The following is a 19,721-nucleotide window of genomic DNA, read 5'->3' on the forward strand; positions in this document are numbered from 1 at the left end:
CCGGCTCAGCTGCCGCGGTAGGTGGAGTAGCCGAAGGGAGCGAGCAGCAGCGGCACGTGGTGGTGGTCCTCGGGCTCGTGGACGGCGAAGGTGATGCTCACGACCGGGTAGAACGTCTCCCGGTTCTGCGTCGCGAACCACGGCCCGGTGGCGAACACCAGCCGGTGCTGGCCGGCCGCCGTCGCCCCGTCGGCCAGCCGGACCCGGCCGTCGGCGTCGGTGAGCCCCTCGGCGAGCAGTTCCTCGCCCTCGTAGAGCCGCACCACCATGCCCGCCGCGGCCCGGCCGGTCACCGAGTCCAGCACGTGCGTGGAAATGCTCACGTCACCATCCCCCTCACCCGCAGCGCGGTGATCTGGGCCGGCTGCTCGGTGACCTCCGCGCGCTCGGCCGCCTCGTCGTTGCCCAGCCGGCGGCGCAGCTCGGCCCGGACGTCGTCCTCGGCGCGCGCCACCAGCGTGTCGACGTCGCGGTACGGCCGGCCCGCCACGAGCTCGGCGGCGAACCGCGGTGCGGCGTTGCACGCGTGCAGCGCCTCGGCCGCCCGGTCGGCCGCCTCGGCGTTGAAGTCGTCGAGAGCGGCCACGGTCAGAGGATGCCAGCCGGAGCACTCGCAGAGAACGAGGTCAGGGCCGTGACAGGCGGTGCCCACAGTTGAGATGGTTAAGCTGGCCGGCCGGCGCCCGGGGAGCCGGGCGCGCCGCTGATCGTCGCTGTTCGGCCGCACCGCACCGGCGCGGTGCCGCCCCCGGACGAGAGGGAACTGATGACCGCTCTGCAGCCGGCCGCCGTCCGCACCGAGGCCGACCTGGAGTTCGACCGGCAGGTCGACGCCCTGGTCACCGCGGGGCTGCCCGCCTGGCGGGAGCTGTCCGACGAGTGCTTCCGCGCCTGGCTGGAGCCGCTGCGGGACCTGCTCCCCACGCTGCCGGAGAGCGCCGGCATCCCGTTCGTGGTCGTCGTCCCCGCCGTGCCCGTGGCCGACGTGTTGGAGACCGTGCAGATGGTGGGCGGCACCGGGTTCACCACGATGGAGGACGACGACCTCGACCGGTTCCGCCCGCTGCCGGAGCTCGACGTGCCGGCGACGCCGTACCTGCTGCTCGACGTCGACACCGGCCCCGACACCCTGGGAATGCCCCCGACGCAGGCGGCCGAGAAGATCGCCGCCACCGGCCGCACCCCGCTGACCGTCGCCGAGGGGCTGTCCGTCCTCGTCTCCGAGCCCGGGATCCTGCGCACCCGCAACTGCTTCTCGCTGCTGGGTTCGCGCGCCGGCGACAAGCGCGTGCCGGCGCTCTGGGTGAGCGCGCGGCGGCCGCGGCTGGGCTGGTGCTACCAGGGAGCACCGCACTCCTGGCTCGGCTCGGCGTCCTGCGCGGGGCGGCTGGAGGTCCCCCCACCGCGGATTTGAGGTGCAGGCCACCCGCCCCGGTGTCAAGGTTCGGGGCGGATGCGCCGACAATGGCGAGCAACACGGAACACCGGCGGTCGGAATCTGCCGCCCAGGAGACGTCGAGGGGCCTGTGAACGGGACGACTGAGGACTCCGGTCCCTCGACCGTTCCCGCGACCGGCCCGGCGCTCGACGCCGCCGCGCTCAGCGGAACCGGCTACTTCCACCACGGAGCCGCGGTCGTCGCCTCCGAGAGCGCGCTGCTCGAGCTGGCGCTGCCCTACCTGGAGGAGGGGCTGGCCGTCGGTGAGCTCACCGTCCTGGCCTGCAGTCCCGAGACCGCCGACCTGATCCGCCGCGAGCTCGGCGCCGCTGCACGCGACCTCGAGTCGGACCCCGGGCTGATCCCCCAGGACACCCGTCCGCCGGACGTCTTCACCCATCTGCGCCAGTACGCGCACCGGGCGACCCGCAACGGCACCGGCCGGCTTCGGGTGCTGGCCGAGGTGCCGGCGACCGACGACCCGCGGCAGGTGCGCGAGGAGATGCGCATCGAGGCCGCCGCCAACCACGCCATGGCGGAGCTGCCGGTCACGAACCTCTGCGTCTACGACAGCCGCCGGCTGCCCTCGGAGCTGGTCGAGAGCGCGGTGCGCACCCACCCGCACCTGGTGTCCGGCTCGGCGTGGTCGTCGAACCGGGCGTTCCTCGACCCCGCCGCCTACGTCCGCGGGCTGCCGACCCCGCGTGAGCCGGTGGAGGACGCCCGGCCGGTCGTCACCATCATCGATGCGCCCTCGCTCCCCGACCTCCGCCACCGTCTCACCGGTGCCCTGCCGGCCCTGGTCCGCGACGAGGAGCAGCTCGAGGACCTGCGGCTGGGCATCAGCGAGGTGGCCGCCAACGCGTTCCGGCACGGCACGCGGCCGGTGTCGGCGCGGCTGTGGGCCGACGTCCGGAAGCTGGTCTGCGAGATCACCGACAGCGGGACGTCGTTCGACAACCCGCTGGCCGGCTTCCTCCCCGCGCACGGCTTCGACCTCGGCCGCGGCGGTATGGGCCTGTGGCTGGCCCGCAAGCTGTTCGACCACGTCGACCTGCTGCCGGGCGCGCACGGATTCACCGTCCGGCTGACCACCACGCTGCACTGACGGGCGCCGCTCGCTTGACGCCCCAGATGTCTCACTGCTGAGGTATCCGCTGTGATCGTGGTGACGGCGGCCGGGGGCCCGACGGGGACCGCGATCGTCCGGGCGCTGCGCGATCGCGGCCACGCGGTCCGGGCCGTCGTCTCCCGCCGCGTCCCCCGGCCGGAGCTGGAGGAGCTCGGTGCCGAGGTCGTGCGCGGCGAGCTGACCCAGCCGCAGCCCTGGCGCGACCTGCTCGCCGGCGCCGACGCGATGTACCTCATCTGGCCCAACTTCGACCCCGACGAGGCCGAGGGCGCACCGGCCCTGTTCGCCGAGGCGCGCCGCGCGGAACTGCCCCGGCTGGTCTACCACTCGGTGCTGCGCCCCCAGGTGCGCTCGATGCCGCACCACGCGGCCAAGGACCGCGCCGAGGAGGCCCTCGACGCCGGCGGGGTCCCCTGGCGCGTCCTGCAGCCCTGCGCGTACGCCGACAACTTCGACGCCGCGCTGGCCGAGGCCGCCAGCAGCGGCGTGCTGCGCAGCCAGTGGGGGCTGCGGCAGGGGCAGTCGCTGGTCGACCTGCGCGACGTCGCCGAGGCCGCCGCGGTGCTGCTGACCGAGGACGGCCTGGACGGCGGCACGTTCGAGGCCGCCGGTCCGGAGGCGCTGACCGCGCCGCGGCTGGCCGAGCTCATGGGGGAGCGGCTGGGGCGGGAGGTGCGCGCCGAGGACGTCGTCCCCCAGGGCGACATGCCGACGTCCTACCGGGGGCGCTGCCTGCGGACGATGTTCGACCACTACCGGGCGCACGGATTCGCCGGGAGCCCGCGGGTGCTCACCGCGCTGCTCGGCCGCCCGCCCCGGACCTTCGCCGAGCACCTCGCCGACGTGCCGCTCGGAACCGAGCCGCGGTGAGCGAAGGGAGGGACGCCGTCGACCTGATCCTCGAGCAGTGGTCCCGGGAACGCCCCGACCTCGACTGCTCGCCCATGGGCATCATCGGCCGGATCAGCCAGCTGCAGCGCGAGGTGCACCTCGCCCAGCGGGCCACCTTCGCCCGGCACGGCCTCGACGCGCCGGCCTTCGACGTCCTGGCCGCGCTGCGCCGCGCCGGCGCCCCCTACCAGCTGACCCCCACCGCGCTGATGCGTACGGCGCTGGTCACCTCCGGAGCGATCACCCAGCGGCTGGACCGGCTGGAGGAGAAGGGGCTGATCACCCGCGAGCGCAGCGAGGCCGACGGGCGCGCCGTCGTCGTCACCCTCACCGACGCCGGGCGGGCCGCCCTGGACGCGGCGCTGCCGGACCACCTCGAGACCGAGCGCCGGCTGCTGGATGGGCTCTCCGACGGCGACCGGGACGTGCTGGCCGACCTGCTCCGCCGGCTGCTGGTCTCCCTCGGCCGCCTCCCCCAGGCGCCCTGAGCGGGACTTTCTCGCGATCAAGTACGGGGACTTCTCCGGGCTCGGGTCCTCGGGCGTGAGCGGCGTCACACTGCCGTAACAAACCCGACCTTTCCGGTGAAGAAAGTGTCGGTTACTGTGCCCGCGTGCCTCTGCTGCTGCTCGTGGCCTGCCGCCACCTCGACCACGGTCGGCTGAGCAGCACCCTCTGTCCGGGCGCCTGACCGCACGCCACACCTCCATCCCCTGGCGCGCGGTGCGTCGTCGACGCGTGCCCCGACACCTCGCCGTCCACGAGCGCCGAGCGCCCTCTGCCCCTCCAGAGGAGCCCCACCCATGTCCCGCACCGCCCTCCGCCGCTCGCTCGCGGCGCTGGCCGCCGTCCCCCTCGCGCTGGGCCTGGCCGCCTGCGGCGGCTCCAGCTCCGCCGACGAGGAGGCCTCCGGCGCCCCCTCCGAACTGCGGCTCGGCTACTTCGCCAACGTCACGCACGCCCCGGCACTGATCGGCGTCCAGCAGGGCTTCTTCGCCGACGAGCTCGGCGACACCGAGCTGAAGACCCAGGTGTTCAACGCCGGCCCCGACGAGGTCGAGGCGCTGTTCGCCGGCGGCCTGGACGCCGCGTACATCGGTCCCAGCCCGACGGTCAACGCCTACGGGCAGAGCGACGGCGACGCGATCCGCATCATCGCCGGCGCGGCGTCCGGCGGCGCACAGCTCGTCGTCCGGGACGGCATCGACTCGCCCGAGGACCTCAAGGGCACCACCCTGGCCAGCCCGCAGCTCGGCAACACCCAGGACGTCGCGCTGCGCACCTGGCTGACCGGCCAGGGGCTGGAGAACAGCGTCGACGGCGGCGGCGACGTGACCATCGCGCCGACGCCGAACAGCGACGTCCCCAATCTGTTCGACTCCGGTGACCTCGACGGGGCATGGGTGCCCGAGCCGAACGCCTCCCTGCTCGTCCTCGAGCACAACGCCCACGTGCTGGTCAACGAGAAGGACCTGTGGCCGAACGGCGAGTTCGTCACGACCCACCTGATCGTGCGCACCGAGTTCCTGGAGCAGTACCCGGACACCGTCGCCGCACTGCTGCGCGGGCACGTCGAGGCCGTCGAGTTCGCGCAGAACGACCCGGACGGCGCCAAGCAGGCGGTCAACGCCGGCCTCGACGCCGCCGGCGGCAAGTCGCTGGACGACGCCGTGCTCGAGCGGGCCTGGGGCGAGCTGACCGTCACCTACGACCCGATCGCCAGCGCGCTGGAGCAGTCGGCGAAGAACGCCGTCACCGCCGGCACCTCCGAGGAGGAGGTCGACCTCGCCGGCATCTACGACCTGCGGCCGCTCAACGCGATCTTGAAGGACCAGGACCTGGAGCCGGTCTCGGCCGGCGGGCTGGGGGAGGAATGACGCCGTGAGCGTCCGGACGACGGATCTGGTCGCAGCCGGGTCGGGGGCCGCAGTCGCGGCAGCCGGCCCGGCGGCGGTCCGCGTGGAGGGGGTCTCGCAGGTCTTCAGCCGCGGGGCCCCGGCCGTGCTGGAGGGCGTGGACCTCACCGTGGCGCCGGGGGAGTTCGTCTGCCTGCTCGGCGCCTCCGGCTGCGGGAAGTCGACGCTGCTCAACCTGGTCGCCGGGCTGCTGGAGCCGACGGCGGGCCGCATCGAGGTCTCGGTCGAGCGGCCGGCGCTGATGTTCCAGGAGCCGGCGCTGCTGCCGTGGCTGACCGCGGCGCGCAACGTGGAGCTCGCGCTGCAGGCCCGCGGGGTCCGGCGGGCCGAGCGGCGCACCGAGGCGGCGCGGCTGCTCGAGGTGGTCGACCTCGGCGGCCAGGGCGGCAAGCGGGTGCACGAGCTCTCCGGCGGCATGCGCCAGCGCGTGGCGCTGGCTCGGGCGCTGGCCCAGGACAGCTCGGTGCTGCTCATGGACGAGCCGTTCGCCGCGCTCGATGCGATCACCCGTGACGTCCTGCACCAGGAGCTGGCGCGGGTGTGGGCGGAGCGCGGCCTCTCGATCGTCTTCGTGACGCACAACGTGCGCGAGGCGGTACGGCTGGGCCAGCGGGTCGTGCTGATGGGCTCGCGCCCCGGCCGGATCGTCCGCGAGTGGCAGATCGACATCAGCCATCCGCGCACCATCGAGTCGCCCGCCGTCAGCGCGCTGGCCGCCGAGATCACCACCGAGCTGCACCGGGAGATCAGCCGCCATGGCCACTGACCTGCAGCGCGACCTCCGGGGCGGCTCGGCGAACGTGGCCGGGGACCGTGCCGTCGTCGCCGGCCTCGACGAGCTGGAGACCGCGGTCGCGCCGCCCGCGCCCCCCGGGCTGGGCCGCCGGTTCGTCCGGTCGGTGCTGCCGCCGATCGTCTTCCTGGTCGCGCTGGTCGGGATCTGGCAGCTGGCCTACCTCGCGAAGCTCAAGCCCTCGTACGCCCTGCCCGGGCCGGCTGACGTGGCCGAGGTGTTCTGGGAGACCGTGCAGGACGGGCGGGCGGCCGAGGCGGTCTGGACCAGCGTCTCGCGCGGCGCCGTCGGCTTCGCGCTGTCGCTGGTCATCGGCACGCTGCTCGGCCTGGCCATGTGGAGCAGCCGCTGGCTGCGCGCCGCGATCGGGCCGATCGTCAGCGGCCTGCAGAGCCTCCCCTCGGTGGCCTGGGTGCCCGCGGCGATCATCTGGTTCCAGCTGACCGACGCCGCGATCTACACCGTCGTCCTGCTCGGGGCGGTGCCGTCGATCGCCAACGGCCTGCTCTCCGGGATGAAGCAGGTGCCGCCGCTGTTCGACCGGGTGGGCCGCGTGCTGGGGCTCTCGGCCTGGGGCCGGGTGCGGCACGTGCTGCTGCCCGCTGCGCTGCCGGGCTACCTGGGCGGGCTGCGGCAGGGCTGGGCGTTCGCCTGGCGCTCGCTCATGGCCGCCGAGCTGATCACCTACTCGCCGTCGCTGGGCCAGGGCCTGGGGCAGCTGCTCAACATCGGCCGCGAGCTCTCGCAGATGTCGCTGGTGATCACGTCGATCGCGCTGATCCTGGTGGTCGGCGTGGCGATCGAGCTGCTGGTGTTCGCGCCGCTGGAGCGCGGCGTCCTCAACCGCCGCGGCCTCACCACCGCCCGCTGAACGGGACCTTTTCGGGCTGAAGTCCGCGGACTTGAGCCCGAAAAAGTCCCTAGGGGAGCTCGGGGAGGTCGGCGGGGCGCAGGTCGGGTCGGACGCGGACGTAGCGCATCGGGTGGCGGAAGACGCCGGCCTGCAGCGCGGCGTCCGCGCTGACCTCGACGACGACGTCCGGCGTGACCTTGGTCAGCGGCACCGACAGCCGGCCGCCGCCGAAGCGGCCGGTGCCGATCCGGTCCGGCCACGGGTGGTCGTGCCCCGCGGGGGTGAGGACGGCGGCCAGCTCAGCGGCCTGCCGCGGCGAGAGCGGACTGGTCCGTCCCACCACGACCAGATCGCCGTCGCGCACGAGCCCCGCGACGAGCTGGCTCGGCCGCTCGATCGACCCGATGACGCCGCCGGCGATGATCTCCGTCGTCTCCCAGGACTTGACCTTCAGCCACTCCCGGCGGCCGGGCGCGTACCGGGTGGACGCACCCTTGACGACCAGGCCCTCGACGCCCGCGGGCCGGAAGTCGGTGAACCACTGCCGCGCCTCCTCGACGTCGGCGGTGATCGGGGAGAGCTGCAGCGGGGGAGCCCAGCGGGCGGCCACCGCCTCGAGCTCCTCGCGGCGGGCGCGGAAGGTGCGCCGGCGCAGGTCCGTGCCGCCTGCGGCGAGCAGGTCGAAGGCGACGTAGGACGCCGGCGCCGCGGCCGCGAGGGCGGCCATCCGGCCGGGCGCGGTCGCCATGCGCTGCTGCAGCAGGCCGAAGTCCAGTCGCGAGCCGTTCCACACGACGACCTCGCCGTCCACCACGCTGCCGGCCGGCACCTGGGCCAGCGCCGCCGCGGCGATGTCGGGGAAGCGGTCGGTGAGGTCGCGGCCCTGTTTGGACCACAGCCGGGTCGAGGCGGCGCCGCGGACGATCACCAGCCGGTAGCCGTCCCACTTGGGCTCGTACCGGCAGCCGCCCGGGAGCGCGTTCGCCGACGGGATCGCGCGCACCGGCTTGGACAGCTCCACCGCGACCGGCCCGGCGAGGTCCGGCGGCAGGTCCGGCAATCCCGGGACGAACGACGGCACCCGGACAGCGTGCACGGACTGTTACGGGCCTGGCTGGTCCTTCCGCTGTCGGGTCACCCCATCGTGGCAGGTCCCTACGCTGCGCGAATGTCCCGGCGGGCGGCAGGAGCGGGCCGTCCGGTCAACTCGGGACGGGCGATCGTTGCCCAGCCGTGACTCCGGACCGATCACTCCGGGTGAGCGGGGAATCGATCAGCCACGCCACTTTGAGAGCAGCGGCTGGCCGAGCAGCACGCCGGCTTCGACGTCGAGCTCGTCGACCTCGTCGAGGCGGTGTCCGTGCCGTTCTTCGCCCAGTTCCTCACCGGGGACGACGAGTTCGAGCCGAACGTCGAGCTCGAGGCCGGCGCCAAGGCGATGCTCGACGAGCTGGCCCGCGTGACGCCCGCGCTGCGTTCACTTCGCACCGCCGCCTGAGCGGGGTACACACGGGGGCGATGACCGAGCGCAAGCCCCCGGGCATGTCCTTCGAGACCTGGGTCGATCAGCAGATCGCCCGGGCCCAGGAGAGGGGCGCGTTCGAGGGGCTGGCCGGCGCCGGGCAGCCGTTGCCCCACCGAGACCGCGAGCAGAGCAGCTACGACTGGGCCCTGGAGTGGGCGCGGCGGGAGAACGGCGGCACCGACGGGATGCTGCCGCCCGGGCTGGCGCTGCGGAAGGAGCGCGAGCGGCTGCCCGACGTCGTCGTCCACCTGCCGTCGGAGGCGGCGGTCCGCGCGCTCGTCGAGGACTTCAACGCCCGGGTGGCCGGGCACTGGCGCCGTCCGGCCGACCGCGCGGACGCCGTCCCGGGCATGGCCGACGTCGACGCGCTGCTCGCCCACTGGCGGGACGTCCGGCCGGCGGAGCCGGCGGTGGCCGAGCGCGCCGCGATGCCGCCGGCCCGGCGTCCGCGCTGGTGGCGGCGGCGCCGCGGCTGAGGGGCCGGACCCGGCAGACTGAGCCGATGCGATGCTCGGCCGCATCCTGCGCTATTGGGGCGGCGCGATGAAGGAGATCGACCTGGCCCCGGGCGCCCGGCGAATGGCGGGTCGAGGGCCCCTGACCCTTTCCCTGGCGACGCTTGTGCTCTGCCCACCAGGCTGGGCAGAGCACAAGCGCGCCGAGAGGAACTGCTACAGGACGTCGAACTCGTTGAACGCGGCGCCGCCGGAGAGCTGGGCGTAGCCGGGGCCGCGGTCGAAGAACGGCTCCTCTCCGGTCCGCGCCGCCCGCATCTCACCGCGCAGGGCCTCGGTCGCGGCGACGTCCGCCTCGCCGGACTCCAGCACCACCACGCCGTAGTCGTCGCGGGCGCCGGCCACGGAGACCTTGCGCCACGCGATGTCGCGCAGCACCTCGTCCACCGGCCGGTCCAGCGGGTCACCCCAGCCACCGCCGCCCGTCGTCCGGATCCGGACGACCGTGCCGGCCGTCAGCGGCTCGGCGTCGGCCAGCGCGTCCACGTCGTGCTCGTCCGGGCCGCCCGGGTCGACGGTGATCTGGAACGGCCGGCCCGCCTTGCCGACCTTCACGCCCCAGCAGGCCAGGATCGAGCGGTCGGCGATCGACATGAAGTGCGCGTCGCGCAGCACCCGGATGTGCTTCTCGTACCCGCAGCCGCCGCGGTAGCGCCCCGGGCCGCCCGAGTCGATGGCCAGCCCGAGCCGCTCCACCCGCAGCGGGAAGCGGCCCTCGGTGAACTCGGTCGGCAGGTTCCGCGAGTCCGGGACGACGTGGATGGTGTCCTCGCCGTCGGCGTAGTACCGGCCGCCCGACCCGCCGCCGAGCACCTCGCGCATGAGGTAGGGCTGGCCGTCGAAGTCGGTGCCGTAGACGCCGGTGTAGCGGATCGTCTCCTGGTCGGCCGGCATCCGGCCGCCGGTGGCCTTGGCCAGCACCCCGGCCAGGACGCCGAGCAGCCGCAGGATGACGAACGTCCGCGCGTTGGTCGGCGCAGGGAAGATCGGCGTCAGCAGCGTCCCCTTCTCGGGGAAGCGCATCTCGATCAGCGGGACGACGCCCTCGTTGACGTCCAGCTGCGCCATGCGCTCCGGCGTCTCGGCCAGGTTGCGCAGGATCGGCGCCAGCCACTTCTTGAGGAAGTTGCCGTCGGCGTAGTCGCCGCAGTGGTTGATCGGGCCCTTCGCCTGCGGGCCGGTGCCGGTGAAGTCGATGACCAGGGGCACCTCGGCCGAGGAGTCCATGGTCAGCGTGATCCGCTGCCGGTGCAGCATCGGCTCCTCGACGCCGTCGTGCTCGGCGTAGTCCTCCCAGACGTAGGTCCCGTCGGGGATCTGCGACAGGATCTCCCGCCGGTAGACCTCGGTGGAGTTGGCCAGGATCGCCTCGAAGCACGCCTCCACCGCGGCGACGCCGTACCGGTCGAACAGCTCGCCCAGCCGCCGGGCACCGGCCAGGCAGGCCGAGCACTCCGCGTCGAGGTCGGCGGCCAGCGAGTCGGGCATCCGCGAGTTGCGGGTCATGATCTTCAGCGCGCTCTCGTTGGGCACGCCGCGGTCCCACAGCCTGATCGGGGGGACCATGAGGCCCTCCTCGTACACCGACGTGGCCGCCGACGGCATCGAGCCCGGCACGGCACCGCCGATGTCGTCGTGGTGGCCGAACGCCTGGATGAACGCGACCACCCGCACCTCGCCCGTGTCGGGGTCGTGCGCGAACACCGGAACCGTCACGCACAGGTCGGGCAGGTGGCCGATCCCGCCCTCGGAGAGGTAGACGTCGTTGTGGAAGAAGACGTCGCCGACGTTCATCGTCTCGATCGGGTAGTCCCGGACGACGGGGTGCACCAGCGCCGAGTACGACCGGCCGGTGAGCTTGCGCAGCTTGCGGTCGTGGATGCCGGCGCGGAAGTCGTGCGCGTCGCGGATCATCGGCGACCGCGACGTCCGCCCGATCGACGTCTCGACCTCCTTCTCGATGGCCGCCAGCGTGCCCGCGACGATCTCGACGAGGACCGGGTCGGCCTCGACCTTCTGGCCGTTCGAGGTCACTGGCCGTCCTCCTTGGTCAGCAGCAGGTTGCCGTGGGCGTCGACGGTGGCGCGGAAGCCGGGGTGCACGGGCACGGTCGAGCCGAACTCCTCGATGATCGCCGGGCCGCGGACCACGTCGCCGGGGCCGAGGTCGGGCCGGTTGTAGGTGGGGGTGTCCACCCAGTCGTCGAAGAACACCCGCCGGGTGCCCGTGACGGCCCGGTCCGTCCCGCCGTCCTTCGGGGTGAGCTCCACCATGTCGGGACGGCGGATCGGCCCGATCCCGCTGACCCGGAGGTTCACCCACTCGACGGCCTGGCGCGGGTCGTCGGCGAAGTCGTAGCCGTAGAGCTGCCGGTGCGCCGCGTGGAACGCCTGGGCGACCTCCTCGGCGGCACCGCGGTCGAGCGCGCCGTCCGCGACCGGCACCCGCACCTCGAAGGCCTGGCCGACGTAGCGCAGGTCGGCGGTGCGCTGCATGCGCTGCACGTCGCGGCCGAAGCCCTCGGCGTCCAGCGCGGTCTGCGCCTGCGCCTCGAGGTCGGCGAACACGCGGCGCACCCGCTCGAGGTCGAGATCGGCGTGCCGGCTCACCACCGTCTGCACGTAGTCGTTGCGGACGTCGACGGTGAGCAACCCGAACGCGCTGACGTTGCCGGGGTTCGGCGGCACCAGCGTGCGGGGCAGACCCAGGATGTCCATCAGCCGGCAGGCCAGCAGCGAGCCGGAGCCGCCGAACGTGGTCAGGGTGAAGTCGCGGACGTCGAGGCCGCGGGCCACGGTGACCTGCCGCAGCGCGTTGGCCTGGTTCCACGCGGAGATCTCGAGGATCCCGGTCGCCGTCCGCTCCAGGGACATGTCCAGCTTGCCGCCCAGGGCCTCGAGCCCGTCGCGAGCGGCGTCGACCGACAGCGGGATCTCCCCGCCCAGCAGGTGCGGGGGGATCCGGCCGAGCGTGACGTGCGCGTCGGTGACCGTGGGCTGGTCGCCGCCGGACGGGTAGCACATCGGGCCGGGGTCGGCGCCGGCCGACTGCGGGCCGACCTTGAGCGTGCCCTCGGGGGAGAGCCAGGCGATCGAGCCGCCGCCGGCGCCGACGGTGACGACGTCGATCATCGGGATCTTCGACGGGTAGTCGCCGACCGAGCCCTCGGTGGTCAGCGTCGGCTCGCCGTCGATGACGACGGTGACGTCGGTCGAGGTGCCGCCGCCGTCGCAGGTGAGCACCCGGTCGAACCCGGCGGTGCCGGCGATCAGCGCGGCGCCGAGGGCGCCGGCGGCCGGGCCGGAGAGCATCGTGGTGATCGGCTGGTGCACGACCTCGCCCGCCGAGAGCACGCCGCCGTTGCTCTTCATCACGTAGAACGGCACGTGCGGCGCGATCTCGTCGAGCCGGGTGCGGATGTTGGTGACGTACGCGGCCACCTTGGGCTTGACCGCGGCGTCGACCAGCGTGGTCACCGACCGCTCGTACTCGCGGTACTCGCGGAGCACCTCGCTGGACAGCGAGACGACGGCCTCCGGGTACTCGGCCCCCAGCACGTCGAGCATGGCCCGCTCGTGGGCGTCGTCGGCGTAGGCGTGCAGGAAGCAGACGCCGATCGTCCGGATGCCGGCGTCCTTGAAGAAGCGGACGGCGGCGACGGCGTCGTCCCGGTCGAACGGGCGGACCTCGGCGCCGTGGTGGTCCAGCCGGCCGCGCACCGTGCGGACCAGGTCGGCGGGGACGATCCGCGGCGGCTTGACCCAGAAGTAGCTGTTGCCGTAGCCGTCGGGCACCGACTGTCGGGCGATCTCCAGCACCGACTCGTAACCCTCGGTGGTGATGAACCCGATCCGGTCCAGCTTGCCCTCGAGCAGCTGGTTGGTCGCGACCGTCGTCCCGTGGCTGACCGCGGTGATCGCGTCGCCGGACAGGTCCAGCATCCCGAGCACCTTGCGGACGCCGGTGAGGAAGCCCTCCGCCGGATCGGCGGGGGTGGACGGCGTCTTGGTCGTCGTCGTCTGGCCGGTCTCCTCGTCCACGGCGACGACGTCGGTGAACGTCCCCCCGGTGTCGATCCCGATGCGAACCCGGCGGGTCGGCGCGCTCATGGCGGTTACCTTAGCGGTGAGATACCGAGCCAGGAAGGGTCACGAGGGGGGCTCCTCGCCTCCGGTCGGGCGCTCCTCCAGCTTGTCGGTGTAGCCGGCCAGGCGGTCGTCGGTGCGGACGACGCGGAAGCGGCAGGCGTCGTCCCCCAGGGACATCAAGGAGGTGCGCTCCGCGCGCAGCCCGCTGACCGCGGGGTCCACGGCGCGCATCCAGTTGGCGTCCCACGCGCACAGCACGGTGGTGAGGGCGGGGTTGCCGCGGCGGGTGAAGTGGTCGAGGAAGAAGCAGCGCTCGGGGCGCATCTCGAAGGTGTCGGCGTCCGGCCGGTCCAGGGCGATCCGGAAGTAGTCGCCGTAGAACGGTGTCTCCGCCCGGCAGGCCTTCTCGATGGCGTCGAGGGGGTTCTCACGCTTGCCGAGGGCCGCGAAGGCGATCTCGAACGGGCGGCGAGCCACCGCGCCCACCACGTGCTGCAGGAACCGGATGGTGCTGCGCTGATCGCCGTCGAACACCGGCAGCAGGGTCTCGTAGGCGGCCAGCAGCGCGGAGGTCAGCGCCAGGGCACCCGTCGACGGTCCGTCGACGGGCAGGTCCCGGTCGGCCTCCTCGATCTCCTCGGCCCGCGCGTGCACGGCGGACAGCAGCTCCTCGCGCCGCTCGGGCGTCTCCAGGCGCAGCAGGCGGTCGATGCCCTCGTAGAGGTCGTGCGGGGCGAGCCGGCCCATGAGCCAGCGGCCCTCCAGTTCCATGGCCTTGCCGGCGACCGGCCGCCGCGGCCTCGGCACCTGCGCCCCGCCGGTCTGCGTCCCGGTGCCCTGCTCGCCCGTCCTGCGCATGGCCCTCTCCCCTCGCGCGGCGTCGCCGGAGGCCGTGTCGGCACCGGTAGGGGGCAGAGGCTCGGGCCGGCGGCCTGCCGGCGCATCGCGCGAAACGGGTGAATCGGGCCGGGAGTGACGGGCACGCCGGGGGCGTCGTCGTCGCGTTCGGCTCCGTCTGGACCACCGCCTACGACGACGCGGCGCTGTTCTGGCCGCCCGCGGGCTGAGGCAGGCCGTTGTTGCGCCGTCCCCGCGCGCCGGGAAGGGTCCCCGGCATGGACATCACCGAGGTCATCCTCCAGCAGCACGGCGAGCAGCGGCGGATGTTCGCCGTCCTCGACGAGATGCCGCGGGACGACGTCGAGGCCCTGGGCGCCGTGTGGGGGCGACTCCAGGTCTTCCTCGAGGTGCACGCGGAGGCGGAGGAGCGGTTCTTCTACCCGCGGCTGCTGCGGCTGGGCAAGGGCAACCCGGAGGGCGACGTCGACGACGAGGTCGAGGACGCGATCAAGGACCACAACGAGATCCGCGATGCGGTGCAGAAGTCCCGGGACCACGAGGTCGGCACCGACGAGTGGTGGACCGCGGTGTGGGAGGCGCGCAAGGCCAACGACGACCACATGGCCGAGGAGGAGCGCGAGGACCTGCTCGACTTCCGGCACCACGCCGACCTGCAGACGCGGCACGACATCGCGGTGCAGTTCCTGACCTTCGAGGCCCAGCACTACGCGGGGATCCCGATCCGGGACAAGGACCCAGAGCGGTACATCGCCGAGAACCGGTGACGTATATGCCTTGACGGGCATATGCCTTGAGAGGCATGCTCGGTGTCGTGCGCGAGGCGACCTGGGCGGCCTTGACCGATCCCCACCGGCGCGCGGTGCTCGGCCTGCTGCGCGAGCGGCCGCACGCCGTCGGCGAGCTGGTCGGGGCGCTGCGGCTGACCCAGCCGGCGACGTCCAAGCACCTGCGGGTGCTCCGCGAGGCCGGGTTGGTGCGGGTGCTGCCCGACGCCCAGCGGCGCATCTACGCGCTCGACCCGGCGCCCCTGGCCGAGCTCGACGCGTGGCTGGCCCCCTACCGGGCGCTGTGGAACGACCGCCTCGACGCACTCGGTGAGCACCTCGAGAAGACCAAGGAGTCCTGATGCAGCTCGCGAACGACCTGGGGACCTACATCGAGCACGACGGGCGCCCCGCCGTCCGCTTCGTCCGCACCTACCCCCATCCCGCCGACCGCCTCTGGGCCGCGGTCAGCGATCCGGCCGAGCTCGGGCACTGGTTCCCTTCGGCGATGGAGTACGAGCCCCGGGTGGGCGGTCCGGTGCGGTTCTCCGGGGACCCGTACATGGCGGACACGCCGGGCGTCGTCCTCACCTGGGAGCCGCCGCGGCGCTTCGGTTTCACGTGGGGCGAGGACGAGGTGCACCTGAGCGTCGAGCCGGTGGACGACGGGGCCAGCCGGCTGACGCTGGTCAACGTCCTGTCCGACCGGACGGCGGCGGCGCGCAACGGCGGCGGCTGGTACGTCTGCCTCGAGGAGCTGCAGAAGAGCCTCGACGGCGTCCGTTCGCGCGGCCCGCACAGCGAGGACACCGTTCCCTGGGAGCCGGTCTACCAGGCGCACGTCGACGCCGGCCTGCCCTCGGGCGCCCCGATCCCCGACCCCGTGGAGCGCTGAGCTCCACCGGTGCGCACAGGCGGCGGCGCCTTCTCGCGGGCGCGGTGTCGATGAGTGCGGGTCCCGTTCGACGTCTTCATGTCGGACAACCGGACGGACCCACCTCATGGAGGCTGCCATGCGCCCGCTCACCGTCACCACGTTCGTGACCCTCGACGGGGTCATGCAGGCCCCCGGCGGCCCGGAGGAGGACTCCTCCGGCGGGTTCCCCCACGGCGGCTGGACGCAGCCCTACTTCTCCGACGACTCCGGCCAGCAGATCGTCGAGTGGTTCGCCGGCGCGCAGGACTTCCTGCTCGGCCGGACCACCTACGAGATCTTCGCCGGTTTCTGGCCGCAGGTCCCGGCCGATGCCGGCAACCCGATCGCCGACGCGCTCAACACCAAGCCCAAGTGGATCGCCTCGCGCACGCTGGACACGGTCGACTGGGCGGGCGCCCGGCTGATCGAGGGCGATGTCGTCGGGGCGGTGCGCCGGCTCAGGGCCGAGGACGGCGGCGAGCTCCAGGTGCACGGCAGCGCCGGGCTGATCCAGACCCTGCTCGCCAACGACCTGGTCGACGAGCTGCGGCTGACGATCGTCCCGGTCACGGTGGGCACCGGCAAACGACTGTTCGGCGACGGGACGATCCCCCGGGGCTGGCGGCTGACCTCGTCGAGGGCGACGTCCACCGGCGTGCTGCTGGCCACCTACCAGCGGGTCGGCGAGCTGCGGACCGGCGAGTTCACGCTCGAGGACGAGATGCAGCGCGCCTGAGGCCTACCGGAGTGCGGGGAACGAGGAACTCGCTCCCCGCACTCCGTCAGTCGGCGTCGGCCTGCCAGAGGTCGGGGCCGAAGACCTCGTACTGGATGTCGGCCGGGGACACGCCACGGTCGAGCAGCACGCCGCGGATCCCGCGCATGAACGGCAGCGGGCCGCACAGGTAGTAGAAGGCGTCCGCGGGCAGCTCGACGTCGTCGAGGTTCATGATCCCGCCGAAGCGGCCCTCGACCGGCAGGTCGCCCTGCGGGCCCTGCTCGTACCAGACGTACATCCGGGCGTTCGCCAGCTTCGCGACGTCGTCGGCCACCTGCTGCCGCAGCGCGAAGGACTCCTCCTTCAGATCCGCGTGCAGCACGGTGATCGGCAGGTGCGAGCCGGCCGCGACCAGGTGCGAGAGCATGCCCGCCATCGGCGTGACACCGATGCCGGCAGAGGCGAACACCACCGGCCGGCCGGAGTCGTCGAGGACGACGTCGCCGAACGGCAGCGACGTGGTGATCCGGTCGCCGACGCCGACGCGGTCGTGCAGGAAGTTGGAGACCTCGCCGTCCGGCTTGTCCCCGCCGGTGACCCGCTTGACCGCGAACGAGCGGTGCTCGCCGTCGTCGGCGCGGATGAGGCTGTACTGCCGCGGCTGGTGGACGCCGTCGGGCATCGGCACCTTCACGGTGACGTACTGGCCGGGCAGCGACGTCTTCACCAGCCGGTCGTCGACGCGCTTGACCGTGAAGACGACGACGTCCTCGGTCTCCCGGCGCTTCTCGACGACCTCCCAGTCCCGCCAGACCGTGTCCGGCCGGACGCCGCGGGCGCTGTAGAGGCCGCGCTCCTGGTTGATCAGGGCACGGGCCATCAGCCAGTAGACCTCGTCCCAGGCGGCGGCGACCTCCGGCGTGACCGCATCGCCGAGGACGTCGACGATCGCCCAGAACAGGTTGTCGTGCACGACCTGGTACTGCGCCGGGTTGATCCCGAGCGAGGCGTGCTTGTGCGCGATCCGCTGCAGCAGCTGCTCCGGCAGGTGGTCCGGATGGCTGACCAGCGCGCTGGCGAACAGCGCCACCGAGCCCGCCAGCGCCTGCTGCTGGGTGCCCTCGGCCTGGTTGCCGCGGTTGAAGATCCCGTCCTGCAGCTCGGGATGTTCGCCGAACAGGTGCTGGTAGAAGCGCTCGGCGATCTTGCCGATGTTCTCGCCGACGACGGGCAACGTGGCCTCGATGACGGGCCGGGACTTCTCGGTGAGCATTCCTCTCCCCCAGGGTGCGGTCACGGACCCCCGTGCATCGCGTCTGCCCCGTTCAGGGCGGATCTACCCATCGACCGCATGCTCGTTGTCCCGCCGGATGCGGGCGTGGTCTGATCGCCGCGGCGCGACAGCGGGGTCGCGCCCATCCCAGGGAGGCCCCATGGCCGAGGTCCACGGCACCGTCGACGACCGGTTCGCGGGTGTGCGCGACGCGCTCGCCACCCAGCTCGAGGGCGAGGAGCTGGGCGCATCCATCGCGGTCGACGTCGACGGCGAGACCGTCGTCGACATCTGGGGCGGCCACCGCGACGAGGCGCGGACGACGCCCTGGACCCGGGACACGATCGTCAACGTCTGGTCGACGACGAAGACGATCACCGCGCTGGCGATGCTCACGCTGGTCGAGCAGGGCCGGCTCGACGTGCACGCCCCGGTCGCGGAGTACTGGCCCGAGTTCGCGGCCAACGGCAAGGAGGACGTGCGGGTCCGGCACCTGATGTCGCACACCTCGGGCGTCGCCGGCTGGGACGCGCCGTTCACCGTCGAGGAGATGTACGACTGGGAGACCGCGACGTCCCGGCTGGCCGCGCAGGCGCCGTGGTGGGAGCCGGGGACGGCGTCGGGCTACCACGCCAACGACCAGGGGCACCTGCTCGGCGAGGTGCTGCGGCGGATCGACGGCCGCTCGCTCAAGCAGTACGTCGCCGAGGAGCTCGCCGCGCCGCTGGGCGCGGACTTCCAGATCGGCGCGCGCCCGGAGGACGCGGACCGCATCGCGCCCGTCGTCCCCCCGCCGCCGCTGCCCATCGACCTGGCCGCGCTGGACCCGAACAGCCCGGTGGTGCGCTGCTTCACCGGCCCCGTCGCCGACGCGACCAAGGCCAACACCCCGGACTGGCGGGCCGCCGACATGGGCGCGCTCAACGGGCACAGCAACGCGAAGGGCGTCCTCGACCTCATGCGGGTGCTGTCGCTCGGCGGGGAGGCCGGCGGCGTCCGGCTCCTGTCGGACAAGACGATCGACCTGGTCTTCGACGTCCAGGCCGACGGCGTCGACCTCGTGCTCGGCGTGCCGTTCCGGTTCGGCATCGGCTTCGGGCTCTCGCCGTCCGGCGCGGTGCCGTACCTGCCCGAGGGGCGGGTCTGCTTCTGGGGCGGCTGGGGCGGCTCGCTGATCGTCATGGACCTCGACCGCCGGGTGACGACGAGCTACATGATGAACCGGATGGCCCCGGGCATCGTCGGCTCACCGCGGGCCGAGGCGTACCTGAACGCCGTCTACGCGGCCCTGTGATCACCCGGACCGGCATCGCCTACGAGACCGGAGGCGCCGGGGAGGACCTGCTGCTCCTGCTGCACGGCCTCGGCGCGACCGGGGCGGTCTGGCAGCGGCTGCTGCCGCTGGTCCCGGGCCGGTGGGCGGCGCCCGACCTGCGCGGGCACGGCCGGTCCGTGGCCGAGCCGCCCTACGGCTACGGCGTGCACGCGGCCGACATGGCGGCGCTGTGCGCCGAGGTCGGCGCCGCCCGGGTCACCGTGCTGGCGCACTCGTTCGGCGGGGTCGTCGGCGCGCTGCTGGGCAGCGGCGAGTTCGGCGTGGCGGTCGACCGGGTGGTCGCCGTCGGCACGAAGCTCGAGTGGACGGCGGAGGAGGAGGACGGCGCCCGCGCGCTCGCCGGCCGCCCCGCGAAGGTGTTCGCCACCCGGGAGGAGGCCGCGGCCCGGCACCTCGCGCTGGCGGGGCTGCGCGGGCTCGCCGAGCCGGGGGACGACGTCGCGCGGGCCGGCGTCCGCGAGGTCGACGGCGGCTGGGCGGTCGCGCTGGACAACCGCGTCTTCTCGGCGGTCGGCCCGTCGGTGCCGGGCATCCTGCGGCGCGCGCAGGCGCCGCTGCGGCTGGCCGCGGGCGAGCGCGACCCGATGGTGTCGCTCGAGGCGATGCGGCGGCTCGACCCGGACGCGCGGCTGCTCGCCGGCGCCGGGCACAACGCCCACTGGGAGCAGCCCGAGGCGGTGTGGTCGCTGCTCGCGGCGTGAG

The 19,721-nt window shown here is 73.5% G+C and carries 22 protein-coding genes; 15 read left to right on the top strand and 7 right to left on the bottom strand.

Going from position 1 to position 19,721, the window contains the following annotated elements; genetic code table 11:
• Positions 1–5: 5 nt before the first annotated feature.
• Positions 6–323 (bottom strand): hydroxyisourate hydrolase, encoded by a 318-nt coding sequence (gene uraH, locus AB3388_RS28190; protein ID WP_495408654.1) that lies wholly within the window; start codon positions 321–323, stop codon positions 6–8.
• Positions 320–586 (bottom strand): hypothetical protein, encoded by a 267-nt coding sequence (locus AB3388_RS28195; RefSeq protein ID WP_495408655.1) that lies wholly within the window; start codon positions 584–586, stop codon positions 320–322. Before AB3388_RS28195 ends, uraH begins: the two co-directional genes overlap by 4 nt.
• A gap of 180 nt (positions 587–766) precedes the next feature.
• On the opposite strand from AB3388_RS28195, the gene AB3388_RS28200 reads away from it, so the two are divergent.
• The 7 genes from AB3388_RS28200 (at position 767) to AB3388_RS28230 (ending at position 7,041) form a co-directional block, all read left to right on the top strand.
• A complete protein-coding gene (locus tag AB3388_RS28200) occupies positions 767–1,414 on the top strand; it encodes a DUF5701 family protein (RefSeq protein ID WP_495408656.1) in 648 nt (215 codons plus the stop codon).
• A 112-nt stretch (positions 1,415–1,526) separates the two neighbouring features.
• Positions 1,527–2,546, top strand: a complete 1,020-nt coding sequence (locus AB3388_RS28205; RefSeq protein ID WP_495408657.1) for an anti-sigma factor RsbA family regulatory protein — start codon at positions 1,527–1,529, stop codon at positions 2,544–2,546.
• A 51-nt stretch (positions 2,547–2,597) separates the two neighbouring features.
• Positions 2,598–3,440, top strand: a complete 843-nt coding sequence (locus AB3388_RS28210) for an SDR family oxidoreductase (RefSeq protein ID WP_495408658.1) — start codon at positions 2,598–2,600, stop codon at positions 3,438–3,440.
• Entirely contained in the window at positions 3,437–3,949 is a 513-nt protein-coding gene (locus tag AB3388_RS28215) for a MarR family winged helix-turn-helix transcriptional regulator (protein WP_495408659.1), read from the top strand. Before AB3388_RS28210 ends, AB3388_RS28215 begins: the two co-directional genes overlap by 4 nt.
• Before the next feature lie 315 nt (positions 3,950–4,264).
• The gene (locus AB3388_RS28220; protein WP_495408660.1) at positions 4,265–5,338 is read left to right on the top strand and encodes an ABC transporter substrate-binding protein; all 1,074 of its coding nucleotides are present in this window, start codon (positions 4,265–4,267) and stop codon (positions 5,336–5,338) included.
• A gap of 82 nt (positions 5,339–5,420) precedes the next feature.
• Positions 5,421–6,143 (top strand): ABC transporter ATP-binding protein, encoded by a 723-nt coding sequence (locus AB3388_RS28225; protein WP_495411486.1) that lies wholly within the window; start codon positions 5,421–5,423, stop codon positions 6,141–6,143.
• Positions 6,133–7,041, top strand: coding sequence for an ABC transporter permease (locus AB3388_RS28230; protein ID WP_495408661.1), 909 nt, complete (start codon positions 6,133–6,135; stop codon positions 7,039–7,041). Before AB3388_RS28225 ends, AB3388_RS28230 begins: the two co-directional genes overlap by 11 nt.
• A 49-nt stretch (positions 7,042–7,090) precedes the next feature.
• Here AB3388_RS28230 and AB3388_RS28235 read toward each other — a convergent pair whose 3' ends face one another.
• Entirely contained in the window at positions 7,091–8,104 is a 1,014-nt protein-coding gene (locus AB3388_RS28235) for an ATP-dependent DNA ligase (RefSeq protein ID WP_495408662.1), read from the bottom strand.
• A gap of 279 nt (positions 8,105–8,383) precedes the next feature.
• Here AB3388_RS28235 and AB3388_RS28240 point away from each other — a divergent pair, with 279 nt between their 5' ends.
• Together AB3388_RS28240 and AB3388_RS28245 are read left to right on the top strand one after the other, a co-directional pair.
• A complete protein-coding gene (locus AB3388_RS28240; RefSeq protein WP_495408663.1) occupies positions 8,384–8,521 on the top strand; it encodes a hypothetical protein in 138 nt (45 codons plus the stop codon).
• Positions 8,522–8,541: 20 nt separating this feature from the next.
• Positions 8,542–9,024: a DnaJ family domain-containing protein gene (locus AB3388_RS28245; RefSeq protein WP_495408664.1), complete on the top strand. Its 483-nt coding sequence runs from the start codon at positions 8,542–8,544 to the stop codon at positions 9,022–9,024.
• A 195-nt stretch (positions 9,025–9,219) separates the two neighbouring features.
• Here AB3388_RS28245 and AB3388_RS28250 read toward each other — a convergent pair whose 3' ends face one another.
• Genes AB3388_RS28250 through AB3388_RS28260 form a run of 3 tightly spaced genes read right to left on the bottom strand, consistent with a single transcriptional unit; the run spans position 9,220 to position 14,009 of the window.
• Positions 9,220–11,097, bottom strand: a complete 1,878-nt coding sequence (locus AB3388_RS28250) for a hydantoinase B/oxoprolinase family protein (protein WP_495408665.1) — start codon at positions 11,095–11,097, stop codon at positions 9,220–9,222.
• Positions 11,094–13,172: a hydantoinase/oxoprolinase family protein gene (locus AB3388_RS28255; RefSeq protein WP_495408666.1), complete on the bottom strand. Its 2,079-nt coding sequence runs from the start codon at positions 13,170–13,172 to the stop codon at positions 11,094–11,096. Before AB3388_RS28255 ends, AB3388_RS28250 begins: the two co-directional genes overlap by 4 nt.
• A 39-nt stretch (positions 13,173–13,211) precedes the next feature.
• Positions 13,212–14,009, bottom strand: a complete 798-nt coding sequence (locus tag AB3388_RS28260; protein WP_495408667.1) for an L-2-amino-thiazoline-4-carboxylic acid hydrolase — start codon at positions 14,007–14,009, stop codon at positions 13,212–13,214.
• 257 nt (positions 14,010–14,266) lie between these two features.
• On the opposite strand from AB3388_RS28260, the gene AB3388_RS28265 reads away from it, so the two are divergent.
• The 4 genes from AB3388_RS28265 to AB3388_RS28280 all read left to right on the top strand — a co-directional run bounded on the left by AB3388_RS28265 (position 14,267) and on the right by AB3388_RS28280 (position 16,428).
• The gene (locus AB3388_RS28265; protein ID WP_495408668.1) at positions 14,267–14,776 is read left to right on the top strand and encodes a hemerythrin domain-containing protein; all 510 of its coding nucleotides are present in this window, start codon (positions 14,267–14,269) and stop codon (positions 14,774–14,776) included.
• Positions 14,777–14,823: 47 nt separating this feature from the next.
• Entirely contained in the window at positions 14,824–15,138 is a 315-nt protein-coding gene (locus AB3388_RS28270; RefSeq protein ID WP_495408669.1) for an ArsR/SmtB family transcription factor, read from the top strand.
• Positions 15,138–15,671: an SRPBCC family protein gene (locus AB3388_RS28275; protein WP_495408670.1), complete on the top strand. Its 534-nt coding sequence runs from the start codon at positions 15,138–15,140 to the stop codon at positions 15,669–15,671. The genes AB3388_RS28270 and AB3388_RS28275 overlap by 1 nt, the downstream gene beginning before the upstream one ends.
• A gap of 118 nt (positions 15,672–15,789) precedes the next feature.
• On the top strand, positions 15,790–16,428 hold the full coding sequence (locus tag AB3388_RS28280) for a dihydrofolate reductase family protein (protein WP_495408671.1): 639 nt from the start codon (positions 15,790–15,792) through the stop codon (positions 16,426–16,428).
• A 46-nt stretch (positions 16,429–16,474) separates the two neighbouring features.
• Here the strand turns inward: AB3388_RS28280 and AB3388_RS28285 are convergent, their stop codons facing one another.
• A complete protein-coding gene (locus AB3388_RS28285) occupies positions 16,475–17,683 on the bottom strand; it encodes a globin domain-containing protein (RefSeq protein WP_495408672.1) in 1,209 nt (402 codons plus the stop codon).
• A gap of 160 nt (positions 17,684–17,843) precedes the next feature.
• On the opposite strand from AB3388_RS28285, the gene AB3388_RS28290 reads away from it, so the two are divergent.
• Positions 17,844–18,977, top strand: a complete 1,134-nt coding sequence (locus AB3388_RS28290) for a serine hydrolase domain-containing protein (RefSeq protein ID WP_495408673.1) — start codon at positions 17,844–17,846, stop codon at positions 18,975–18,977.
• Entirely contained in the window at positions 18,974–19,720 is a 747-nt protein-coding gene (locus AB3388_RS28295; protein WP_495408674.1) for an alpha/beta fold hydrolase, read from the top strand. The genes AB3388_RS28290 and AB3388_RS28295 overlap by 4 nt, the downstream gene beginning before the upstream one ends.
• The last annotated feature ends 1 nt before the right edge of the window (position 19,721 follow it).

Source organism: Geodermatophilus sp. SMS 5-13 (assembly GCF_059428245.1).

Coding starts and splice junctions, on each gene's coding strand:
- AB3388_RS28290 (WP_495408673.1), top strand. CDS start 17,844: ATGGCCGAGGTCCACGGCACCGTCGACGACCGGTTCGCGGGTGTGCGC.
- AB3388_RS28230 (WP_495408661.1), top strand. CDS start 6,133: ATGGCCACTGACCTGCAGCGCGACCTCCGGGGCGGCTCGGCGAACGTG.
- AB3388_RS28285 (WP_495408672.1), bottom strand. CDS start 17,683: ATGCTCACCGAGAAGTCCCGGCCCGTCATCGAGGCCACGTTGCCCGTC.
- AB3388_RS28280 (WP_495408671.1), top strand. CDS start 15,790: ATGCGCCCGCTCACCGTCACCACGTTCGTGACCCTCGACGGGGTCATG.
- AB3388_RS28220 (WP_495408660.1), top strand. CDS start 4,265: ATGTCCCGCACCGCCCTCCGCCGCTCGCTCGCGGCGCTGGCCGCCGTC.
- AB3388_RS28260 (WP_495408667.1), bottom strand. CDS start 14,009: ATGCGCAGGACGGGCGAGCAGGGCACCGGGACGCAGACCGGCGGGGCG.
- AB3388_RS28200 (WP_495408656.1), top strand. CDS start 767: ATGACCGCTCTGCAGCCGGCCGCCGTCCGCACCGAGGCCGACCTGGAG.
- AB3388_RS28265 (WP_495408668.1), top strand. CDS start 14,267: ATGGACATCACCGAGGTCATCCTCCAGCAGCACGGCGAGCAGCGGCGG.
- AB3388_RS28275 (WP_495408670.1), top strand. CDS start 15,138: ATGCAGCTCGCGAACGACCTGGGGACCTACATCGAGCACGACGGGCGC.
- AB3388_RS28245 (WP_495408664.1), top strand. CDS start 8,542: ATGACCGAGCGCAAGCCCCCGGGCATGTCCTTCGAGACCTGGGTCGAT.
- AB3388_RS28255 (WP_495408666.1), bottom strand. CDS start 13,172: ATGAGCGCGCCGACCCGCCGGGTTCGCATCGGGATCGACACCGGGGGG.